Here is a 17,088-nt window from a genome sequence, read left to right on the forward strand (position 1 = left end):
CCCATAGTGGCGGTTCGCTCCCGATAACCTCTACCCATGCCCGGGCCCCTTGACGCCGCCGCCGCGACCTACAGCTTCCTCGGCCCGGCCGGCACGTTCACCGAGGCCGCGCTCGCCCAGGTCCCGGACGCGCAGGGCAAGGTGTGGCGCCCCGTCAACAACGTCGGCGAGGCGCTCGACGACGTCGTGACCGGCCGCAGCGTCGCCGCCATGATCGCGATCGAGAACTCGGTGGAGGGCGGCGTGACCGCGGCTCAGGATGCGCTCGCGAGCATCCCCGACCTGCGGATCGTGGGCGAGTACCTGGTGCCGGTGAGGTTCGTGCTCGTCGCCCGGCCCGGCACCCGTCTCGCCGAGGTGCGCACCGTCGCCGCGCATCCGGTCGCCTACGCGCAGTGCCGGCGCTGGCTGGAGCAGAACGTGCCCGCGCACGGCCACCTGCCCGCCACCTCGAACGTGCAGGCCGCCGCCGAGCTGCTCGGTGAGGGGCCGGCGCTCGCCGACGCCGCCGTCGCGCCGCCCACCATCTCGAAGCACTACAACGTCGACGTGCTGGCCGAGGACATCGGCGACAACGCCAACGCGGTCACCCGCTTCGTGCTGGTCAGCCGGACACGCACCATCCCCGAGCGCACCGGCGCCGACAAGACGAGCCTCATCGCGGAGCTGCCCGAGGACCGCTCCGGCGCGCTGCTCGAGCTGCTCGAGCAGTTCTCGACCCGAGGCATCAACCTCAGCCTGCTGCAGTCCCGGCCGATCGGCGACGCCCTCGGCCGCTACCGGTTCGTCATCGACCTCGACGGGCACATCTCCGACGAGCGGGTCGCGGACGCGCTTCTCGGCGTCCGCCGCTTCAGTCCGAGCGTCATCTTCCTCGGCTCCTACCCCCGCGCCGACAAGGTGAAGATCGAGTACGTCGACCGCTACGACGACGAGATCTTCATCGAGGCCCGCGACTGGCTGCGCGGCCTCCTCTCGGGCGAACCCGCCGACGGCGAGTAGCCCCTCGCCACGCGCGCCGAGCGCACCCTGAAACACCGAGTGCGCCCCGTGCACCGGGCGCACTCGGTGCCGCGGGGCGCACTCGGCGACGTGGTCAGGCGGGGGCGCCCTCGCGCACGGGCTCACCGATCGGGGCCTCGTCCGCAGCGTCCGCCGGGCTGATCGACGTGACCTCGGGCGGCAGCGTCTCCTGCTCCTTCGCCGGCGCGCCCATCTCGGTGCGCTCGGCCGCGGGCAGCCGCTCGGCCTCGGCCTGCGGGATCTTCACGGTGAGGGCGAGCGGATCGACCCACGCCTTGAGCGCGGTCGCCTCGCCGAAGGTGTCGCCGTCGAGCTCGAAGACGACGGGCTCGTCCGGACGCAGGATGAGCTCCTTGCCCTTCAGGTAGCTGAGGGCGCGGACCTCGCGGCTGAGACCGTCGAGCAGCTTCCGGCCGACGGTTCCCGCCCGGCGCAGCACCCCGTTCTCCCACACGATCTTCACCCAGATCTGGATCCAGCCGAAGAGTCCCTGCGGGCGGAGCGCGACGATATCGAACAGCCCGTCGTCGACGGACGCCTCCGGCAGCAGCAGGATGTTGGCCGGCAGTGATCCGCAGTTGCCGATCATCAGCGTGTGCACCCGGAGGTTGCGGGGCGGGGCGCCGTCGAGCTGGAACCGGAGCCGCGTGTTGTTGTCGCCCTTCAGCGACTTGCGGATGGCGTCGACGTAGGCGAGCCAGCCGACCTTCTTCTTGAGCTCGGTGTCGGTGTTCTCGATCATCTGGGCGTCGAGTCCGATGCCCGCCATGACGAGGAAGACGAGGCGGTCCCGCGTCCCCTCCGGCCGCCGCACCTCGACGACGCCGAGGTCGATCTCGCGGTCGGTGCCCTCGAAGGCGGTGGCGACCGAGTCCTCGAGGTTGCCGAGGGTCAGGTTGAGGTTGCGGGCGAGCAGGTTCCCGGTGCCGGAGGGCAGCAGCGCGATTGGCACACCGGTGTCGCGGAGGCCCTGGGCGACCGCGCGCACGGTGCCGTCGCCACCCGCGGCGAGCACGACGTCCGCCCCGTCCTCGACGGCTTGGCGGGTCTGCCCCTCGCCCGGGTCCTCCTCGCTGGTCTCGTACCAGCGAGTCGTCCCCCAGCCGGCGGAGGCGGCCGCCGCGTCGACGGCGGCGCGCATGGCGTCGAGGTCGACCTTGATCGGGTTGTAGACGACCGCGGCCGTCCGGGTCTCGGGCGCGCTGTCTGCCATTCGCACAATCTAGCGGCGGCGTGCGCTTCGAGCGCCGGGGTTGACGGGAAGGGCGGCAGGATCGCCGCCAGTAGGCTTTACGGCGTGATCGATCCCCAGCTTCTGCGCGATGATCCCGACGCCATCCGCCGGTCCCAGCAGTCGCGGGGCGCGTCCGTGAACGTCGTCGACCAGGCCATCGAGGCGGAGTCGGCACGGCGGGCGGCGATCTCCGAGTTCGAGCGGCTCCGCGCCGAGCAGAACGCGCTCGGCAAGCGGGTCGCGGCCGCGCCCAAGGAGGAGAAGCAGGCCCTCGTCGCCCAGGCGCAGGAGCTCGCGGCGGGCGTGAAGTCCGCGCAGAACGCGGCCGGCGACGCCGAGAAGCACTTCTCCGACCTCACGCGGATGATTCAGAACGTCGTCCTCGACGGCGTCCCGGCCGGCGGCGAGGACGACTTCGTCGTGCTGCGCGAGGTCGGCGAGCGGCGCGAGTTCGGGTTCGAACCGAAGGACCACCTTGCGCTCGCCGAGGGTCTCGACGCGATCGACATGGCGCGCGGCGCGAAGGTCTCCGGCGCCCGGTTCTACTTCCTGAAGGGCCTCGGCGCCCGGCTCGAGCTCGCGATCATGCAGCTCGGCCTCGACCGTGCGCTCGAGGCTGGCTTCACCCCGGTCATCCCGCCGACGCTCGTGAAGCCCGAGATCATGGAGGGCACCGGCTTCCTCGGTGAGCACGCCGACGAGGTGTACTACCTGCCCGCCGACGAGCTCTACCTCGTCGGCACGAGCGAGGTGCCGCTTGCGGGGCTGCACTCCAACGAGATCCTCGACCTGTCGGACGGGCCCCTCCGCTACGCCGGCTGGTCCACGTGCTACCGCCGCGAGGCCGGCTCCTATGGCAGGGACACCCGCGGCATCATCCGGGTGCACCAGTTCAACAAGCTGGAGATGTTCGTCTACACGACGCCGGACCAGGCGGAGGCGGAGCACGACCGGCTGGTCGGCTGGCAGGAGGGCATGCTCCAGTCGCTGGGGCTCAGCTACCGGGTGATCGACGTCGCCGCGGGCGACCTCGGCAGCAGCGCCGCCCGCAAGTTCGATGTGGAGGCGTGGGTGCCGACGCAGGGCGCGTACCGCGAGCTCACCTCGACGTCGAACTGCACGACGTTCCAGGCCCGCCGCCTCGGCATCCGCTCGCGCGGCGAGCACGGCACGAGCCCGGTCGCGACCCTCAACGGCACGCTGGCCACCACGCGCTGGATCGTCGCCCTGCTCGAGACCCACCAGCAGGAGGACGGCTCCGTCCTCGTGCCCGAGGCGCTGCGGCCCTACCTGGGCGGCCTCGAGGTGCTGCAGCCGACGGCCCGCCGATGAGCGCCCGCCCGAACGGCTGGCAGGACGGCCGCAAGCTGGTCGCCCTCGACATCGACGGCACCGTGCTGCACGAGGACGGGGTCATCAGCGACCCGGTGTCCGCCGAAGTCCGCCGCCTCGCGGACGCGGGGCACGAGGTGATGCTCGCGACCGGCCGTTCGGTCGCGTCGACGCTGCCGGTGGTGGAGCAGCTGAAGATCTCGCCCGAGTACGTGGTCTGCTGCAACGGCGCCATCACGCTGCGCCGCGACCCGATGGCGCCGCACGGCTACCGCCGCCAGTTCGTCGAGACGTTCGACCCCACGCACGTGCTCACCACGGTGCGGACGCACCTCTCCGGCGGTCGCTACGCGGTCGAGGACGAGACCGGCTTCTACCGCTACACCGGGGACTTCCCGAAGGGCGCGCTCGGCCACTCCAGCGAGCGGGTCGACTTCGACAAGCTGCTGCACACCCGCGCCACCCGCGTTGTCGTCATCTCGCCGGATCACGGCGTCGAGGAGTTCCTCGGCATCGTCGAGCGGATGGGCCTGCACCGGGTGAGCTACACGGTGGGTTGGACGGCCTGGCTCGACATCGCTCCGGACGGCGTCAACAAGGCGACCGCGCTGGAGCGGGTGCGCGAGGCGCTCGGCGCTCCGCGCCGCAGCCTCGTCGCGGTGGGCGACGGCCGCAACGACATTGAGATGCTGCGCTGGGCCGGCGAGGCGGGGCGCGGGGTCGCGATGGGGCAGGCGCCCGCCGACGTCCGCGAGGCGGCGACGGAGCTCACCACCTCGGTGGCCGAGGACGGCCTGCAGAAGGTGCTCTCCACCATCCCGTAGCCGGTGCACTCGCGCCCGCTCGGTAGACTCGGCCGGGTCCGGCCCCTGCGGCTCGGGCATGGAGGGCTGTCCGAGCGGCCGATGGAGCTGGTCTTGAAAACCAGTGGGCAGAGATGTCCCGTGGGTTCGAATCCCACGCCCTCCGCTGCGACGCACGTCCCGGCAAGGCGCTGACCACGCTCCCATGGCTCAACCTGGGAGCGTTTTCAGAGCTCGCCCGCCCAAGTTGAACAGCCCTGCGCGTAGGCGTAGTCTCGGCGGATTGAGGCTGCGGAGGTTCAGCAGCTGAAGGGAAAGTCATGCTGCGCACCAGTGTCCGCATCCACGACGTGACGTTCTACCTCGCCCAGAATCACGACCCCGAGAAGCTCAAAGAGGAGATCGTGAGGGCCGCGAAGGCGGGTGCCGGCTTCGTGAGCTTCATGGAGGTGGGCAACCGCGTGGTGTCCGCCCTGATAACCGCCGGCGTGACCGTCGTCATGGAGCAGGAGCAGGTCGAGGCCGACATCCGCGACGACGGCGATGCGCGGTACCCCTTCGACCCCCCGACCGGCGCCCGGTCCTTCACGAGCCTCGACTTCATCGACTACTGAATCGGCATCGCCGACGGCTGTCGTGCGGCTACCGAGTAACGCGGATCGAGTCGCTCGAGTCCGCCTGCAGCAGCACGACCTCCTCATTCGGCCCGGCCAGAGCCTCGAGAGCGATCCGAGAGACGCGGCTGCGCTCGTCCCGCGTCTCCTCGAAGCGCGTCACGCGACCCGCGCCCGTGTTGCGGTCGTAGACGAGGAGGAATTCGGGCATGACGCTTCCGCTCGATCGAGATCGGCCTGCACGCGGCACCCGACGAGGGAGTGCTCGCGAACCGCGTGAGCTGGTACTCGACAGACGCGGAATCGGACTGCCGCGTCCCTCGCCTGCCGTACCGGAACGATAGTCCCGTGCACTTCGCCAACCGAGGGGATTGACGCCGGGGCGGATCGCTGTGCACACTCCCTCGGCCATCCGCTGCCGTGCCGGCGGAGGTCATCGTCGTCACATGGGAGGGTGGACCGGTGATCACGGACGTGCTGCTCGCGAACCCGTGGCTCACCCCCACGGCCCTGGTCGTGGTCGTCGTCCTCGGGCCGGTTGTCGGGGTCTGGCTCGTCGGTCGTCCGCGGCTCGCCCTCGGGCTCGCGGCGCTGTCGCTGCTGCCCGTCGCCGCCCTCACGCTCGTCCCGGTGCAGCGGGAGCTGTACGAGTTCTGCGCCGTGCAGTGGTCCCTTCCCACCCCGGGCCGGGTCGAGCTGTTCGCCAACGTCGTGCTCTTCGTGGTGCCCGTCCTGCTCGCCGGTGTCGGGACGCGGCGTCCCCTGCTCGTCCTCGCCGCGGCCAGCGGGCTCTCCGCGCTCCTCGAGGCCTTTCAGGCGGTGGTGCCTGGCATCGGACGCTCGTGCGACACGAACGACTGGCTCTGCAACACGATCGGCGCGTCCATCGGCGCGGTGCTCGCCCTCGCCGCGCTGGCCATCGTGAGGCGCCGAGACGGGCGCGCCGCAGGGTCCGCGCAGCAGGGGAATCCGGACGTGCAGACGGCCGGTCACCGCTAGCGCACGTGCGCCCCGCCCCAGACAGATCGGTCTACTTCAGGCCTCATCGGGCGGCGAGTACCGTCGCGGGCATCGCCGGGTCAACTCCGCTCCGCGCAGCGGACACCGGCTCCACGGGCTCTCGGGCAGGTGCGGGTTCCGTCCCCCTGCTCGAGAGACCCGCCTAGCGCGCCGGGGTCAGTGGAGGACCTTCAACCCGACGACTCCGCCGACGATCATCGCGAGGAACAGCACCTTGAGCGCCGAGGTGGGCTCCTCGCCCGTGACCATCGCGTACACCACGGTCAGCACGGCGCCGATTCCCACCCAGACGGCATAGGCGGTGCCGATCGGCAGGTCGCGCATCGCCCAGGCGAGGCCTGCCATGCTGAGCACCAGGCCGACGACGAACACCATCGACGGCCCGACGCGGGTGAAGCCCTCGGACTTGCCGAGAGCGGTGGCCCACACCGCCTCCATGGCGCCGGACAGCACGAGAACGAACCAGGACATGACAGCCTCCACAGGCCGTCTTGTCGCACACCGGGTACGGCACCCTCGTCCGGGAGCCGTTGACCGGCTCGGCTTCCACCGTCTCACGGCTCGCAACGACCGGCAACCGGGGCGGCCGGGTGCACAGGGCCTGTCAGATCCGGCCGCCCGCCGCCAGGCCCCCGAATTGGGTGAGGGACAGAGCTTGTCCTCCATAGTGCGGACACGGCATGCTGAACAGGTACAGCACGGAGATCCCGATTCGGCCCCCAACGAGTCCGGGAAGCGGCCACCCGAGGTGCTCCCCACACCGGCACGCCTCCTCGCTGAACGACCAGCCCCCTCGCGGAGACACCCGGCCGCAGAGGGGGCTTCGTCGTTCCGCGAGACCTCTCCCGCGATCGGGCGAACACGCGTGGGGACGCCGCACACGAGAAAGGCACCGGCGACGAAGCCGGTGCCGGGGGGAGGGGAGGCTACGCCGCGAGGGAGTAGCCGGGGACGCCGTGCGCGCCGTGCGGACGGCGGATGCGGCGGGCGGCCGCGCCGAGCGCGACGCCGAGGACGACCGATCCGACCGGCCAGGCCGCGATCAGGAGTGCTGTCAACATGATCGACTTGATACAGGGCCGCCGCGAACGCGAGGTGAACTGCCGCTGATCGGCCGGTGCGCAGGCGGGGCCAGCGGCGCGATGGCGCGCCGGAGCGGCTGCCGCGCCCCCGGGGACGCGGGTCCGCGAGGCTATTCGGCCCGGAGGGAATCCTGGCAGGGAAGGCACCACCACTGACCCTCGAGGGCGAGCATCGGCTCCGTGCAGGTGGGGCAGTCGCGGACTGCTACATCGATGAGCTGGTCCATGAACAGAGCCTGGACGGTCGGCCTCCTCGCGGGAACCACCTTGACGTGCGCGGCCACCGTGTGCAGGAGCCGAGCCGAGTCGCTCGTGCTCGGCGGCGCGGATGCGAACGCCGGTCCGCTCGAGATCCGGCGAAACCCAGGAAGCGTCCCCTACTCTCGTTGTCAGTCGGATTCAAGCGGGTCGGGGGAGGATGCCGCTGTCGCTCCGGGGGAACCGGGAGCAGAATCCAACCGTCCTCCTCCCCGCCTGCGCCCCGAAGGGAGTCCGATGAGCGGCACCAGCCGACGTTCCGCCCGTCCCTCCCCGGTGCGCCCCCTGGCTCGGCATGGCCGGCTCCGGAAGCCGAACCCCGCGCTGGCGCTGCTGAAGTTCCTCGGAATCGCGATGACGGTCGTCGTCGTCAGCACGCTGTCGGTCGCCGGCATCGCCGCCTGGGACCTCAGCCGCCAGGTGAAGACGGTGCATCTCGGCAACGAGTCGGAGATCGGCCCGATGCCCGAGATCAGCGCCATCGATGGCGGCGTCAACATGCTGCTCATCGGCAGCGACAGCCGTGCGAACTCGACCTACAGCTACGGGGAGGACCCGGAGAGCGAGCTCAACGACGTCAACATCCTGCTGCACATCTCGCAGGACCACACGAACGCCGTCGCCGTGAGCTTCCCCCGCGACCTCTACGTCCCGATCCCCGAATGCGACGACGGCGAGGGCAACGTCCAGGGCCCCTACCGTCAGCAGAAGATCAACACCGCGCTCGAGTTCGGCGGCGGTTCCGCGAAGGGCGGTCTCGCCTGCGCCGTGAAGACGGTCGAGGGCTTCACGGGCCTCAGCATCCCGTTCGCGGCGATGATCAGCTTCGACGGCGTGATCGAGATGTCGAACGCGATCGGCGGCGTGCCGGTCTGCGTGGCGCAGAAGATCGAGGACACCCACACCGAGCTGACGCTCGACGCAGGCACCCACGAGCTGCAGGGCATGGACGCCCTCAAGTTCCTCCGCACGCGCTACGGCGTCGGCGACGGCAGCGACATCACCCGCATCAGCTCCCAGCAGGTGTTCCTCTCGTCGCTCGTCCGCAAGGTGAAGAGCGCGGACACGCTCACCGACATCACGAAGCTCTACGGGCTCGCCGGCGCGGCCGTGCGCAACATGACCTTCTCCGACTCGCTGAAGAGCGTCGACACGATGGTGCAGATCGCGAAGGCGCTGCAGCCGATCGACCTGGCGAAGATCGCGTTCGTCCAGTACCCGACCTACAGCGTCGACGGCGACGGCGGCCTCTACCCGAGCGACGAGTCGGCCGAGCTGCTCATGACGGCGATCATGAACGACCAGGCGCTGGCCCTCGCGGCTCCGAACCCCGACCAGCGCAGCGGCTCCGTCGCCGCCCCGGGAACCGAGACGCCCGCGACCGAGGCGCCCGCGACCGAGGCGCCCGTCGAGGAGACCCCGGCCGAGACGCCCGTCGAGGGGGAGGCCACCACCCCGACTCCCACGCCCACCGACCCGGGCGTCGTCGAGCTGCCCTCGGGCGTGCTCGGGCAGTCCGCCGCGCAGGAGACCTGCTCGGTGGGTCGCGCCCTCGCCGACCAGTAGCGGCCGGCGTCGGCACCGGCGCCGGCTCGGGGTTCTGCCCGCTCCGCTCTCCGCCGCAACGGGACGGACAGATCGCAAGGGTGTGCGGTTGCGGATTGTCCGTACCGTTGCGAGATGCGGGTTCGAGGTGGTTTCGAGCGGTTTTTCGGCCGGATGGCCCAGGTGGTCACGAGGTGCCTCTCGGCTCGGCTATGCTTGCTGAGGCCACTGGAGACGTCGCATAGTCCGGTCGAGTGCACCACCCTGCTAAGGTGGAGAGGGGTTTAGACCCCTCCGTGGGTTCAAATCCCACCGTCTCCGCGATCGTCACAGATCCCAGGATCTGCAGGCGGCCACAAGACTGCGCCCGTAGCTCAACGGATAGAGCATCTGACTACGGATCAGAAGGTTGGGGGTTCGAGTCCCTCCGGGCGCGCAGAAAGCGAGAAGGGCATCAGCGAGAGCTGGTGCCCTTCTCGCGTTTCGGCGGCCGGTTGGTCGAGAAGGTCCTTGCAGGGATGGCCCCTGCGCCCGCTCCCATCGGGGGGGCCGAGAGCGTGTTCCGTTCCGAGAGGCGGGCCGCTGCTGACCGTCGGTGGATGAGTGCCTACTCGAGGGCCACCAGACGCTTCAGCAGCCACTCGACCTGCCGCGGGAACCGGGCCGGACCGCCCCCTTCGTGACCGTTGAACGGGTACACGTCGATCTCCCGCGGACCTCCGTACCAGTTGTGTGCTGCGAACACCGTCGAGGGCGGGCACACGTCGTCCATCAGACCGGCGGAGAACAGAGCGGGAACGAGGGGCGACCCGATCCCGCGTGTGAGGAACCCGGAGACGGAGGGCCCTGAGCCCGCCGGGTCCGCGGTGACCCCATGCCCGCCTTGGCTGCCCTGTCAGCGCGTGTCCATGACTACGTGCGCGAATCCTGCTGCCGGCCAGGCCAGCCGCTCGTGGGGGTACCCTCGCCCACCGGTGTAGCCGATGAACTCCACCACCGCCGGCAGCGGTGCCCGGCGCTGAGCGCGGTGCCTCTCCTTTCGAGCGCGGGTCGAACCGACGAGCGCGGGCCGTACCTGCACCGCGCTCGTCGTCACGACCCGCGTTCGGTGCTCACACCGCGCTCGGTCGCTCGGGCGGCCGCTCAGTGCACCGGCGTGAGCAGCGGCGTTCGCCGGTACAGGTCGATCGAGACCACCGCGAGCCAGGTCCAGGCCAGGATGACCGCGGCCCAGAAGCCCACCACCACCGCGGGCGAGGCGGAGCCGCTCGCGATGCCGACGAACGCGACCAGGAACACGACGCCGGTGATGCGGGAGAACCACGCCATGCCGCCCCGATCCTGAGCGCGGTAGTGGCGGGCGAGGACGAGGCACGCGGCGATGAGGCAGGCGAACCCGAACGCGCCGAAGACGAGGTGGCCGAGTCCGCCGATCGTGGCCTCGGCGGGCGGTCCATCCGGAGTGCCCCGGGGGAAGCCGTTCATCGGGTCGGCGACGAAGACCCCCGCACCGACGAGTCCCATCCCATAGCCGGCGAGCAGCCGCGGGCACCACGCCGAGCCGGGACCGCGACCGAGCACGCGGAGCGACCGAGCCATGCCGACCGCCGCCGCGATGGTCATCAGCCCGGTGAGGACGAGGTTCGCGATCTGCACCCAGCCGAAGGCGCCGTTCGCGAGCAGACTAAGGTCATGCCGGGTGAGGTCGAAGCCGTCGCGCAGCGCCGCCTGGACGAGGCCGACCCCGACGTAGAACGGTCCGGCGACCACTCCGTAGCCGAGGAGGGAGCGGGTGACGGCGGCGAAGCGGTCGGCGTCGCCGCGACCCACCAGCGGGCTCCCCGACGGGCCCGTCGGCCGGATCCCGGTCGCGCTCATCGGTCCGCCTCCGTCCGGTCGCGGTTGGCGATGCCGTCGACGCGCAGTGTCGCCGACTCGTCGCGGTGCGCTCCGGTGCTGCCGACGTGCTTGTCGCTGATCTGAGTGCCGTTCTTGAGGACGGAGAAGAACGCCATCGCGTGGCCGCGGCCGACGCCGTAGTCGGTGGCGAGCCACTCGACGATCACGGCGGCCTTCGTGCCCGAGTCGTAGCCGCGCTCGGCGGCCTCGTCGAGCAGCTCGGCGGGCGTCTTGCCGGTCTTCTTCTCGAGCGCGTCGAGATATGCCTGGAAGGACATGAAATGCTCCTGGTCGGATTCGGGGGACGGGTCGGGGGTCAGGCGGCGGCGGGCCGGTAGCGGAGATGCAGGACACCGTTCGGCAGCGTCTCGCTCGACTCGAGCTCAAGATTCGCCGAGTCGCCGTCCTCGAACAGGCGCTGTCCGCGGCCGACGGCGAGCGGGTGCACGAGCAGGTTGAGCTCGTCGAGGAGACCCTCCGCGAGCAGCCAGCGGACGGTGGTGGCCGAGCCGGACATGGCGATGTCCCCCTCGCCCTGCTCCTTCAGAGCGCGGATCCGCTCGGCGACATCGTCGGTGACCGCCGTCGAGTTCGTCCACACCGGCTCCTCGAGCGGCCGGCTGGTGAGCACGTACTTCTCCACCCCGTTGAGCTGGGCGGCGAACGGGTCGTCCGCGTCCTGGTTCGGCCAGAAGGCCGCCCACTCGTCGTAGCCCTTGCGCCCGAGCAGCATCGCGGTCGCCGACCCCATGCCGGCGTCGACGGCGGCGCCCATCTCGTCGCTGAAGTAGGGGAAGTGCCACTCGTGGGGCGCCTCCACGACGCCGTCGAGGCTGATGAAGAAGTTGGAGACGATCTTGCGCATCGGGGGGTTCCTTCGTTCGGTCGGGAAGTGCGGTCACACTTACGACGGAGGCCGTCCGCGGAACTGGTCGGCCGGATCCGATCTTTTTCCGCCGACCAGTTCGGGGCCGCCGATCCGTCGTGATGGTGTGAGCCGTCCTGGGCCCGGAGAGCTGGTGGTGCACTGCTCGGTGCGCGACGCAGCGGGCACCCTTCTCGAGCGCGTGCTCCTGTGCGCGCCCGCCGGTGCTCCTGCCTCCGGCGTCCTCGCGCATGTGCTCGGCCGATCGCTCGTGGAGCGGCGGCGAGGTCGCCGCCTCGAGGTCGACGGCCCGCCCGAGGTCGTCGCGCTGCTCGCGCTCACCGGGCTCGGCGACCTGGGCGACGTCAGGCGCTGAGGGCGTCGGGGAGCCCGAACGCGCCGAACAGCGTCGTATCGAGGAAGTGGTGGATCGCGGCAATGCGACCGTCCCGCACCTCGAGCAGGTGGATCGCGAACGGCTCCCACCGGTCCGCGCTGACCGGGTGGTAGACGGCCACGGCCGGGCCGCCGTTCGCGCGGGTGGGCAGCACCTTCGAGCCGCGGCACACGGTGCCGGGCCCGTTCCACCACTGCTCGATCTGGTCCGCGCCCCGCAGCCAGAAGGCGAAGGGCGGCATGGTGAACGCCGCATCCTGCTGCAGCAGCCCGACGAGCGCCTGCACGTCGTAGGCCTCGAAGGCGGAGACGTAGTCGTCGAGCAGCGTGCGGTCGCCGTCGTCGAGTGGGCGGCCGGGCTGCGTGGCCTCCCGCTGCCGCATGGTCGAGCGCGCCCTCGCGAGCGAGCTCGTGACGGCGTCGACGCTGACGCCGAGCAGCTCGGCCGTCTCGGCCGCCGACCACTGCAGCACCTCCCGGAGCAGCAGCACCGCCCGCTGCTGGGCGGGCAGGTGGGCGAGCGCCGTCACGAATGCGAGCCGGACCGTCTCTCGCTGCACCGCGATGTCCGCGGGGTCGGCCGAGTCGGGAAGCACCTTCCCATCAGGCACCGGCTCGATCCACCGCGTCGACTCCATGGGAGACCCGATGTCGGTGACCTCGGTCACCGCCCCCGGTCCGGTGAGGTCCATCGGCAGCGCCCGACGTTGAGCGGAGCGCGTCATGTCGATGCACACGTTGGTCGCAATGCGGTACAGCCACGACTTGAGCGACGCCCGGCCCTCGAACCCGCGCTCGCCCTGCCAGGCGCGCAGCATCGTCTCCTGGACGGCGTCCTCGGCCTCCGCCGACGAGCCGAGCATGCGGTAGCAGTGCGCCGTCAGCTCGCGCCGGTACCGGGCGGCCTCCTCGACGACGCCGCCCACGGTCTGCTCCATGGCCACATCGTAGGGGGAGGCACAGCGCGGCCGGCGCCCGACGACGCCGGCCGGCCGCCCTTCGCTCAACGAGGAGAGGGGGTGTGGCGGTATCCCCCCGGACCCGCCACACCCCGGGAGTGCGGTGGGACCCGAACCCACCGCACTCCTGGTGCACGCGGCGGCACCCGAAGCCGCCGCGTGCACCGCGGAGAGCTGCAGCTAGCTCATCCGCTTCCGCAGGACCAGCGCAGCCCCGGCCAGGGTGAGGAGCACACCCAGGGCGAGGGACAGGACGCCGGTCGTCGAACTTCCCGGAATCGGCGCGGTCGTCGACGCGTGCTCCATCGTGCACGCGGCGGCGTCGTCCGACCCGGCGCCGGAGCCGTGGTGCGATGACTCACGCGGAGTCACCGGCGGCGCCCCGCCGCCGACGGTTCCGGAGTAGCAGGCGGCGCCGTTCGTGACGCTGCTCCCCGCACCCATGCCCGCTTCGACACCGACGACCACCACCGCGTCGCCGCGGATCCCGAAAGGCGGAACCGCGGAACCGGGGCGGCCGTCGACCGGTGCACCCGGGGTGGCCGGGGCGCCGGGCGTGGTCGGGGAGCCTGGCGAGGTCGGCGCGCCCGGGATGGTCGGGGAGCCGACCGTCCCGACGTCGATGCCGAGCCCGCCGCCGTGCAGGGGCGGGTGCGGCAGCACGGACGGAGCGGCACCGAGCAGGCCGATGCCGTTGCCGGCGATCGTCAGAGGAGCGTGCAGGACCGGCAGGAGCTGGTTGCCGCCGAGGAGGCTTCCGCGCCCGTCCGAGGTCGCAGCGCCAGGAGTCGCGGCGTGCGACGTGCCCGGTACGACGCGCACCGGACGAGCCTCCGCGTCGCGGAGGATGCCGAGGGCGTTGCCGGCGACCGTGACGGGGATGCGCAGGTCAGGCGCGACCTGGTTGCCCCCGAGGAGGCTCCCCCGTCCGTCGGTGGTGAGGTCGTGTCCGGTCGGTGCGGTGCCCGCGGGGGCTGCCTGCCCCTGCTCGGCGGTCGCGTCCCCGAGCACGCTGACGGCGTTGCCGCCGACGGAAACGGGGGAGGCCAGGTTCGGCGCGATCTGATTGCCGCCCGCCAGGCTCCCGGAGCCGTCGGTCTCCGCGGCGGTCCCGGTCGGGGGAACCGGCTGAGCCGTTCCGGCAGGGGCGGATCCGGCGTCGGCGTCCCCGAGCACGCTGACGCTGTTGCCCGAGACGGTGATCGGCACGCTGACGACCGGGGCGATCTGGTTGCCGCCCAGGACGCTGCCGGTCCCGTCCGTGGTCGGGCCGGAGCCGACGGGACCGGCTCCGCCGGTGGACGAGCCGCCGGTGGCCGCCGTCGTGGTGGCGTTACCGAGGACGGCGACGGCGTTGTCGACGACGTCGACGGGCGCGCTGACCATCGGGAGCAGCTGATTGCCGCCGCCGACGCTGTGCGATCCGTCCGTCTCGGCGGCGGTCGCCGCCGACACTCCGGCGACGCTGAGGCCGCCCGTCACGAGGACGAAGAGCAGTCCTCGGTATCCGATTCTCGACATGGTCATGTCTCCTGCTTCTCTTTCGACTGATGGGATTGGCCCGCCGGAGGCGGGCAGCGCGTCCGAGCGCGAGGCGCTCGGCAGGGCCGTCAGTCGGGAGAGGAGGAGAGGTCGCCGGCGGGGTCCGGAAGGACCGTAGCGACGGAGCGGAAGCGGATCGCTGCGCCGGCGAGGGCGGGCGGCAGGGTCGGAGGAAGAGCGGCGTGGAGCGCGGGCTGCGGGGTCGACTGGCCCGCCCCCTGGGTGGGCGCGGGAGCGCCCTCGGTCAGCGGGGCCACGGGCGACTCGTTCAGGGGCGCCGAAGTGGGGACGGCGACCGCGACGGGTGCGGGAGCAGCAGCGGAGCCGGCTGCCGGAGCCGGGCGCACAGGGCCGTCGACGACGGAGAGCGCAGCCGCGGCCTCCGGCACCGTCGAGGTGTTCGGCGCCGCTTCCGGTGCCGACGCGGCCGTCATGCCGCCCCCGGCCGACGGGACCGACGGAGAGGAGGGCTGAGCGGGAAGCGGGAGCGGGGTGGGCAGCACCTCGGTGGGTAGGTCGCGGACGTCCGTGAGCACCGCGGGAACGGTCTCGTCGAGGAGGTGCTCGACGGGGGGAACCGCCGCGACCACGGGCTGCACGACCGCGGGGACCGCGTCGGCGACCGCCTCGACGCTGCCGAGGGCGTCGCCGGCGGCGAGGGCGTCGGCGACGAGGGGCACTGCTCCCGTCGTGGCGTCCAACGCGGGCACGAGCGCGTCCTCGACGACCGGGACCGCGAGAATCGCGCCCGAGTCCGTGTCGGCAGTCGGGTTCTCGGAGGCCGTGGCCGCGGTGGAGCCGAGGATCATCGCGGCCAAGGCCCAGGCTCCGGACAGGGCGAGGGCGCACAGGAGCAGGCGCAGCACCCGCCTCGTGTACCCCTCGGCCCCTGCGTCCACTGCTCTCACCCCCCGGTGTTCCGCGTGTCCGGGAAAGATATGCCCCCGCAGAACGGTTTGTCTACCCCTCCGGTCCCGACCTTGTTTCCCGAAGCGGAATGCAGCAGGGCCCGTATGCGTCGGGAGCGATGCGCTCCGCGTGGGGGCGAACGACCGGAAGCCGACCCGTCCGACGGCTTCGATCGACCATCCGGGCGGTCAGCACCAGCTCGGCAGGAAGCCGTTCATGCCGCCCACCGTCGCTCCGGTGGCGATGTCGAGGATCACCGTCGACATGCCGATCGACGCGGGCACGTTGGGGTAGCCGTCCGGTGACGGGTCGCCGTCGACCAGCTCCACGGCGAGGTGGTGTCCGTTCGGGGAGACGCACATCGACCGGATCTCGGTCTCCTCGGCGACCGGCTCGTACACGACCCGGGCGCCCTCGGTGCCGACGTGGACGACGCGCGGGTTCAGCCGGGTCGCGCCCGGCGTGTAGTCCGGCGTCATGAGGATCTCGAGGTACTCGTCCGGCCCGAGCACGATCACCTCGCCCGGGTAGTCATCCGGCTGCGAGAAGTCGGGCGGCAGCTCGAGCAGCGTCGACTCCCCGGTCCCGACGTCGATCGCCGTCGAGCCGTTGGCGTCGGCCACCACGAGGGAGCGGGTTCCGGGGATGAAGCCGCGCAGCTCCTGGTGCTGACCGAGGGGCACGACTGCGGCCGACACCATCGTGTCGATCAGGTAGAGGTTGAGGTCGGAGGCCTGCGCGACGACGGAGGTGGTGTCGGGCACGAAGATCCAGTCGAGCACGTCGAGCGGCTGCCCGTCGGGACCGAGCACGGGCCGGCTGATGGGAGAGCCGGCGGTGGGATCGTGGACGAAGAGTGTCGTCTGCCGCTCCGGGGTGCCCGCCGGGGGAGTGAAGAGGAACCCGAACAGCTCGGTGACGCCGGAGCCGTGCAGGCGCGTCACGGTGCCCGTGGTGGGCAGGCCTACGGGACTGGTCGGCCCGCCGCCCGCGGCGGGCGCGGTGACGAGGGAGTTCGTGCCGTCCGCTGCCACTGTGGCGGCGGCGAGGTGACTTCCGGCGACGGCGTACTCCTGGATGCCGGGCAGGGCGAGCACCTGCGCGGACTCCCCGTCCGAGAGCGCCCGCCGGGTGATGAGGTCGTCGGCGCCGGTCGCGCCGTTGCGGACGAGGGCGAAGACGTCGGCGTCGGCCGTGGTGAAGTCGGCGACCAGCTCCGAGGTGACGCCCGTTGCGGCGGTGGCGGCGTCGACCGTGACGGTGTACCGGGTGGCGTAGGGCAGCATCCCGTCGAACGTGATGGTCACGCCCGACTCGTCGCTCGTGACGCGGTGCGGGGCGGCCGGCTCGACGCGGACGTCCGCGGCCTCGACCGGGGCGAGCCGCTGAGAGGCGCGGAGGACGAGGGACTGCTCGGGCCGCGACACGAGCGCCGACGGGTCGACGGTGACGTCGGCGAGGCGCGGCCCCTGCAGCGCGTTCGCGAGCGTGAGGGCGACGACCACCACCGCCAGGGTGACGACGGTGCCGGCCAGCATCCGGGTGTACCGGACCTGCCGACGGCGCGCGCCGCGGCCCGCATCCGCCCTCGCCCGCTCAGTGGACAT

Annotated in this window: 20 protein-coding genes, 3 tRNA genes and 1 riboswitch; of the genes, 10 read left to right on the forward strand and 13 right to left on the reverse strand. The window is 71.7% G+C overall.

The genetic code is table 11. From position 1 onward, the window contains the following. Positions 1–36 precede the first annotated feature (36 nt). The gene (gene pheA, locus J3P36_RS11455) at positions 37–1,002 is read left to right on the forward strand and encodes a prephenate dehydratase (RefSeq protein WP_210508203.1); all 966 of its coding nucleotides are present in this window, start codon (positions 37–39) and stop codon (positions 1,000–1,002) included. Positions 1,003–1,096: 94 nt separating this feature from the next. Here the strand turns inward: pheA and J3P36_RS11460 are convergent, their stop codons facing one another. Then, complete coding sequence (locus J3P36_RS11460; protein ID WP_210508204.1) at positions 1,097–2,236, reverse strand: diacylglycerol kinase family protein; 1,140 nt, start codon at positions 2,234–2,236, stop codon at positions 1,097–1,099. 84 nt (positions 2,237–2,320) lie between these two features. Here J3P36_RS11460 and serS point away from each other — a divergent pair, with 84 nt between their 5' ends. The 4 genes from serS (at position 2,321) to J3P36_RS11480 (ending at position 5,006) form a co-directional block, all read left to right on the forward strand. Further along, positions 2,321–3,589 carry a serine--tRNA ligase gene (gene serS / locus J3P36_RS11465; RefSeq protein ID WP_210508205.1) on the forward strand — a complete coding sequence of 423 codons (1,269 nt, stop codon included), beginning with the start codon at positions 2,321–2,323 and terminating at the stop codon, positions 3,587–3,589. Continuing rightward, positions 3,586–4,413, forward strand: coding sequence for an HAD family hydrolase (locus J3P36_RS11470; protein ID WP_210508206.1), 828 nt, complete (start codon positions 3,586–3,588; stop codon positions 4,411–4,413). The genes serS and J3P36_RS11470 overlap by 4 nt, the downstream gene beginning before the upstream one ends. A 60-nt stretch (positions 4,414–4,473) precedes the next feature. After that, positions 4,474–4,558 (forward strand) — tRNA-Ser (locus J3P36_RS11475). 154 nt (positions 4,559–4,712) lie between these two features. Then, complete coding sequence (locus J3P36_RS11480; RefSeq protein ID WP_210508208.1) at positions 4,713–5,006, forward strand: hypothetical protein; 294 nt, start codon at positions 4,713–4,715, stop codon at positions 5,004–5,006. A gap of 28 nt (positions 5,007–5,034) precedes the next feature. On the opposite strand, the gene J3P36_RS11485 is transcribed toward J3P36_RS11480, so the two are convergent. Further along, positions 5,035–5,217, reverse strand: a complete 183-nt coding sequence (locus J3P36_RS11485; protein ID WP_210508211.1) for a hypothetical protein — start codon at positions 5,215–5,217, stop codon at positions 5,035–5,037. A gap of 251 nt (positions 5,218–5,468) precedes the next feature. On the opposite strand from J3P36_RS11485, the gene J3P36_RS16390 reads away from it, so the two are divergent. Then, positions 5,469–6,005 carry a VanZ family protein gene (locus tag J3P36_RS16390; protein WP_210508213.1) on the forward strand — a complete coding sequence of 179 codons (537 nt, stop codon included), beginning with the start codon at positions 5,469–5,471 and terminating at the stop codon, positions 6,003–6,005. A gap of 177 nt (positions 6,006–6,182) precedes the next feature. Here the strand turns inward: J3P36_RS16390 and J3P36_RS11495 are convergent, their stop codons facing one another. Both J3P36_RS11495 and J3P36_RS16610 read right to left on the reverse strand, forming a co-directional pair. Next, positions 6,183–6,497, reverse strand: a complete 315-nt coding sequence (locus tag J3P36_RS11495; RefSeq protein ID WP_210508214.1) for a multidrug efflux SMR transporter — start codon at positions 6,495–6,497, stop codon at positions 6,183–6,185. Positions 6,498–6,506: 9 nt separating this feature from the next. Further along, positions 6,507–6,570: riboswitch (guanidine-III (ykkC-III) riboswitch) on the reverse strand. 382 nt (positions 6,571–6,952) lie between these two features. After that, positions 6,953–7,087: a hypothetical protein gene (locus tag J3P36_RS16610; protein WP_282595162.1), complete on the reverse strand. Its 135-nt coding sequence runs from the start codon at positions 7,085–7,087 to the stop codon at positions 6,953–6,955. Positions 7,088–7,603: 516 nt separating this feature from the next. Here J3P36_RS16610 and J3P36_RS11500 point away from each other — a divergent pair. From J3P36_RS11500 to J3P36_RS11510, 3 genes are all read left to right on the forward strand, one after another. Beyond that, the gene (locus tag J3P36_RS11500) at positions 7,604–8,932 is read left to right on the forward strand and encodes an LCP family protein (protein ID WP_210508215.1); all 1,329 of its coding nucleotides are present in this window, start codon (positions 7,604–7,606) and stop codon (positions 8,930–8,932) included. Positions 8,933–9,141: 209 nt separating this feature from the next. Further along, positions 9,142–9,232 (forward strand) — tRNA-Ser (locus tag J3P36_RS11505). A gap of 42 nt (positions 9,233–9,274) precedes the next feature. After that, a tRNA-Arg gene (locus tag J3P36_RS11510) sits at positions 9,275–9,347 on the forward strand. A 171-nt stretch (positions 9,348–9,518) separates the two neighbouring features. Here the strand turns inward: J3P36_RS11510 and J3P36_RS16910 are convergent. The 5 genes from J3P36_RS16910 to J3P36_RS11530 form a co-directional block, all read right to left on the reverse strand. Then, positions 9,519–9,725: an acetylxylan esterase gene (locus J3P36_RS16910; protein ID WP_374100725.1), complete on the reverse strand. Its 207-nt coding sequence runs from the start codon at positions 9,723–9,725 to the stop codon at positions 9,519–9,521. A gap of 81 nt (positions 9,726–9,806) precedes the next feature. Further along, positions 9,807–10,007, reverse strand: a complete 201-nt coding sequence (locus tag J3P36_RS16915; RefSeq protein ID WP_374100720.1) for an acetylxylan esterase — start codon at positions 10,005–10,007, stop codon at positions 9,807–9,809. 47 nt (positions 10,008–10,054) lie between these two features. Then, positions 10,055–10,789 (reverse strand): DUF998 domain-containing protein, encoded by a 735-nt coding sequence (locus J3P36_RS11520; RefSeq protein WP_210508216.1) that lies wholly within the window; start codon positions 10,787–10,789, stop codon positions 10,055–10,057. Continuing rightward, positions 10,786–11,088 (reverse strand): DUF4287 domain-containing protein, encoded by a 303-nt coding sequence (locus tag J3P36_RS11525; RefSeq protein WP_210508217.1) that lies wholly within the window; start codon positions 11,086–11,088, stop codon positions 10,786–10,788. Before J3P36_RS11525 ends, J3P36_RS11520 begins: the two co-directional genes overlap by 4 nt. 38 nt (positions 11,089–11,126) lie before the next feature. Next, complete coding sequence (locus tag J3P36_RS11530; protein WP_210508218.1) at positions 11,127–11,675, reverse strand: dihydrofolate reductase family protein; 549 nt, start codon at positions 11,673–11,675, stop codon at positions 11,127–11,129. Positions 11,676–11,844: 169 nt separating this feature from the next. Here J3P36_RS11530 and J3P36_RS11535 point away from each other — a divergent pair, with 169 nt between their 5' ends. Beyond that, positions 11,845–12,051 (forward strand): hypothetical protein, encoded by a 207-nt coding sequence (locus J3P36_RS11535; protein ID WP_210508219.1) that lies wholly within the window; start codon positions 11,845–11,847, stop codon positions 12,049–12,051. On the opposite strand, the gene J3P36_RS11540 is transcribed toward J3P36_RS11535, so the two are convergent. The 4 genes from J3P36_RS11540 to J3P36_RS11555 all read right to left on the reverse strand — a co-directional run bounded on the left by J3P36_RS11540 (position 12,041) and on the right by J3P36_RS11555 (position 17,088). Further along, positions 12,041–13,009: a sigma-70 family RNA polymerase sigma factor gene (locus J3P36_RS11540; protein ID WP_210508221.1), complete on the reverse strand. Its 969-nt coding sequence runs from the start codon at positions 13,007–13,009 to the stop codon at positions 12,041–12,043. The genes J3P36_RS11535 and J3P36_RS11540 overlap by 11 nt on opposite strands. A 201-nt stretch (positions 13,010–13,210) precedes the next feature. Then, entirely contained in the window at positions 13,211–14,551 is a 1,341-nt protein-coding gene (locus J3P36_RS11545) for a hypothetical protein (RefSeq protein ID WP_210508223.1), read from the reverse strand. 89 nt (positions 14,552–14,640) lie between these two features. After that, positions 14,641–15,438 (reverse strand): hypothetical protein, encoded by a 798-nt coding sequence (locus J3P36_RS11550; protein ID WP_210508225.1) that lies wholly within the window; start codon positions 15,436–15,438, stop codon positions 14,641–14,643. Positions 15,439–15,669: 231 nt separating this feature from the next. After that, positions 15,670–17,088, reverse strand: coding sequence for a hypothetical protein (locus J3P36_RS11555; RefSeq protein WP_210508227.1), 1,419 nt, complete (start codon positions 17,086–17,088; stop codon positions 15,670–15,672).

The sequence above is a fragment of the Naasia sp. SYSU D00057 genome (assembly GCF_017916505.1).
Lineage (GTDB): Bacteria > Actinomycetota > Actinomycetes > Actinomycetales > Microbacteriaceae > Naasia.

What these genes read in the sequence shown, in the direction of transcription:
- J3P36_RS11480 (WP_210508208.1), top strand. Translation starts at nt 4,713, where the DNA reads ATGCTGCGCACCAGTGTCCGCATCCACGACGTGACGTTCTACCTCGCC.
- J3P36_RS11460 (WP_210508204.1), bottom strand. Translation starts at nt 2,236, where the DNA reads ATGGCAGACAGCGCGCCCGAGACCCGGACGGCCGCGGTCGTCTACAAC.
- J3P36_RS11470 (WP_210508206.1), top strand. Translation starts at nt 3,586, where the DNA reads ATGAGCGCCCGCCCGAACGGCTGGCAGGACGGCCGCAAGCTGGTCGCC.
- J3P36_RS16610 (WP_282595162.1), bottom strand. Translation starts at nt 7,087, where the DNA reads ATGTTGACAGCACTCCTGATCGCGGCCTGGCCGGTCGGATCGGTCGTC.
- J3P36_RS11485 (WP_210508211.1), bottom strand. Translation starts at nt 5,217, where the DNA reads ATGCCCGAATTCCTCCTCGTCTACGACCGCAACACGGGCGCGGGTCGC.
- J3P36_RS11495 (WP_210508214.1), bottom strand. Translation starts at nt 6,497, where the DNA reads ATGTCCTGGTTCGTTCTCGTGCTGTCCGGCGCCATGGAGGCGGTGTGG.
- J3P36_RS11545 (WP_210508223.1), bottom strand. Translation starts at nt 14,551, where the DNA reads ATGTCGAGAATCGGATACCGAGGACTGCTCTTCGTCCTCGTGACGGGC.
- J3P36_RS11520 (WP_210508216.1), bottom strand. Translation starts at nt 10,789, where the DNA reads ATGAGCGCGACCGGGATCCGGCCGACGGGCCCGTCGGGGAGCCCGCTG.
- pheA (WP_210508203.1), top strand. Translation starts at nt 37, where the DNA reads ATGCCCGGGCCCCTTGACGCCGCCGCCGCGACCTACAGCTTCCTCGGC.
- J3P36_RS11530 (WP_210508218.1), bottom strand. Translation starts at nt 11,675, where the DNA reads ATGCGCAAGATCGTCTCCAACTTCTTCATCAGCCTCGACGGCGTCGTG.
- J3P36_RS11500 (WP_210508215.1), top strand. Translation starts at nt 7,604, where the DNA reads ATGAGCGGCACCAGCCGACGTTCCGCCCGTCCCTCCCCGGTGCGCCCC.
- J3P36_RS11540 (WP_210508221.1), bottom strand. Translation starts at nt 13,009, where the DNA reads ATGGAGCAGACCGTGGGCGGCGTCGTCGAGGAGGCCGCCCGGTACCGG.
- J3P36_RS11525 (WP_210508217.1), bottom strand. Translation starts at nt 11,088, where the DNA reads ATGTCCTTCCAGGCATATCTCGACGCGCTCGAGAAGAAGACCGGCAAG.
- J3P36_RS11555 (WP_210508227.1), bottom strand. Translation starts at nt 17,088, where the DNA reads ATGTCCACTGAGCGGGCGAGGGCGGATGCGGGCCGCGGCGCGCGCCGT.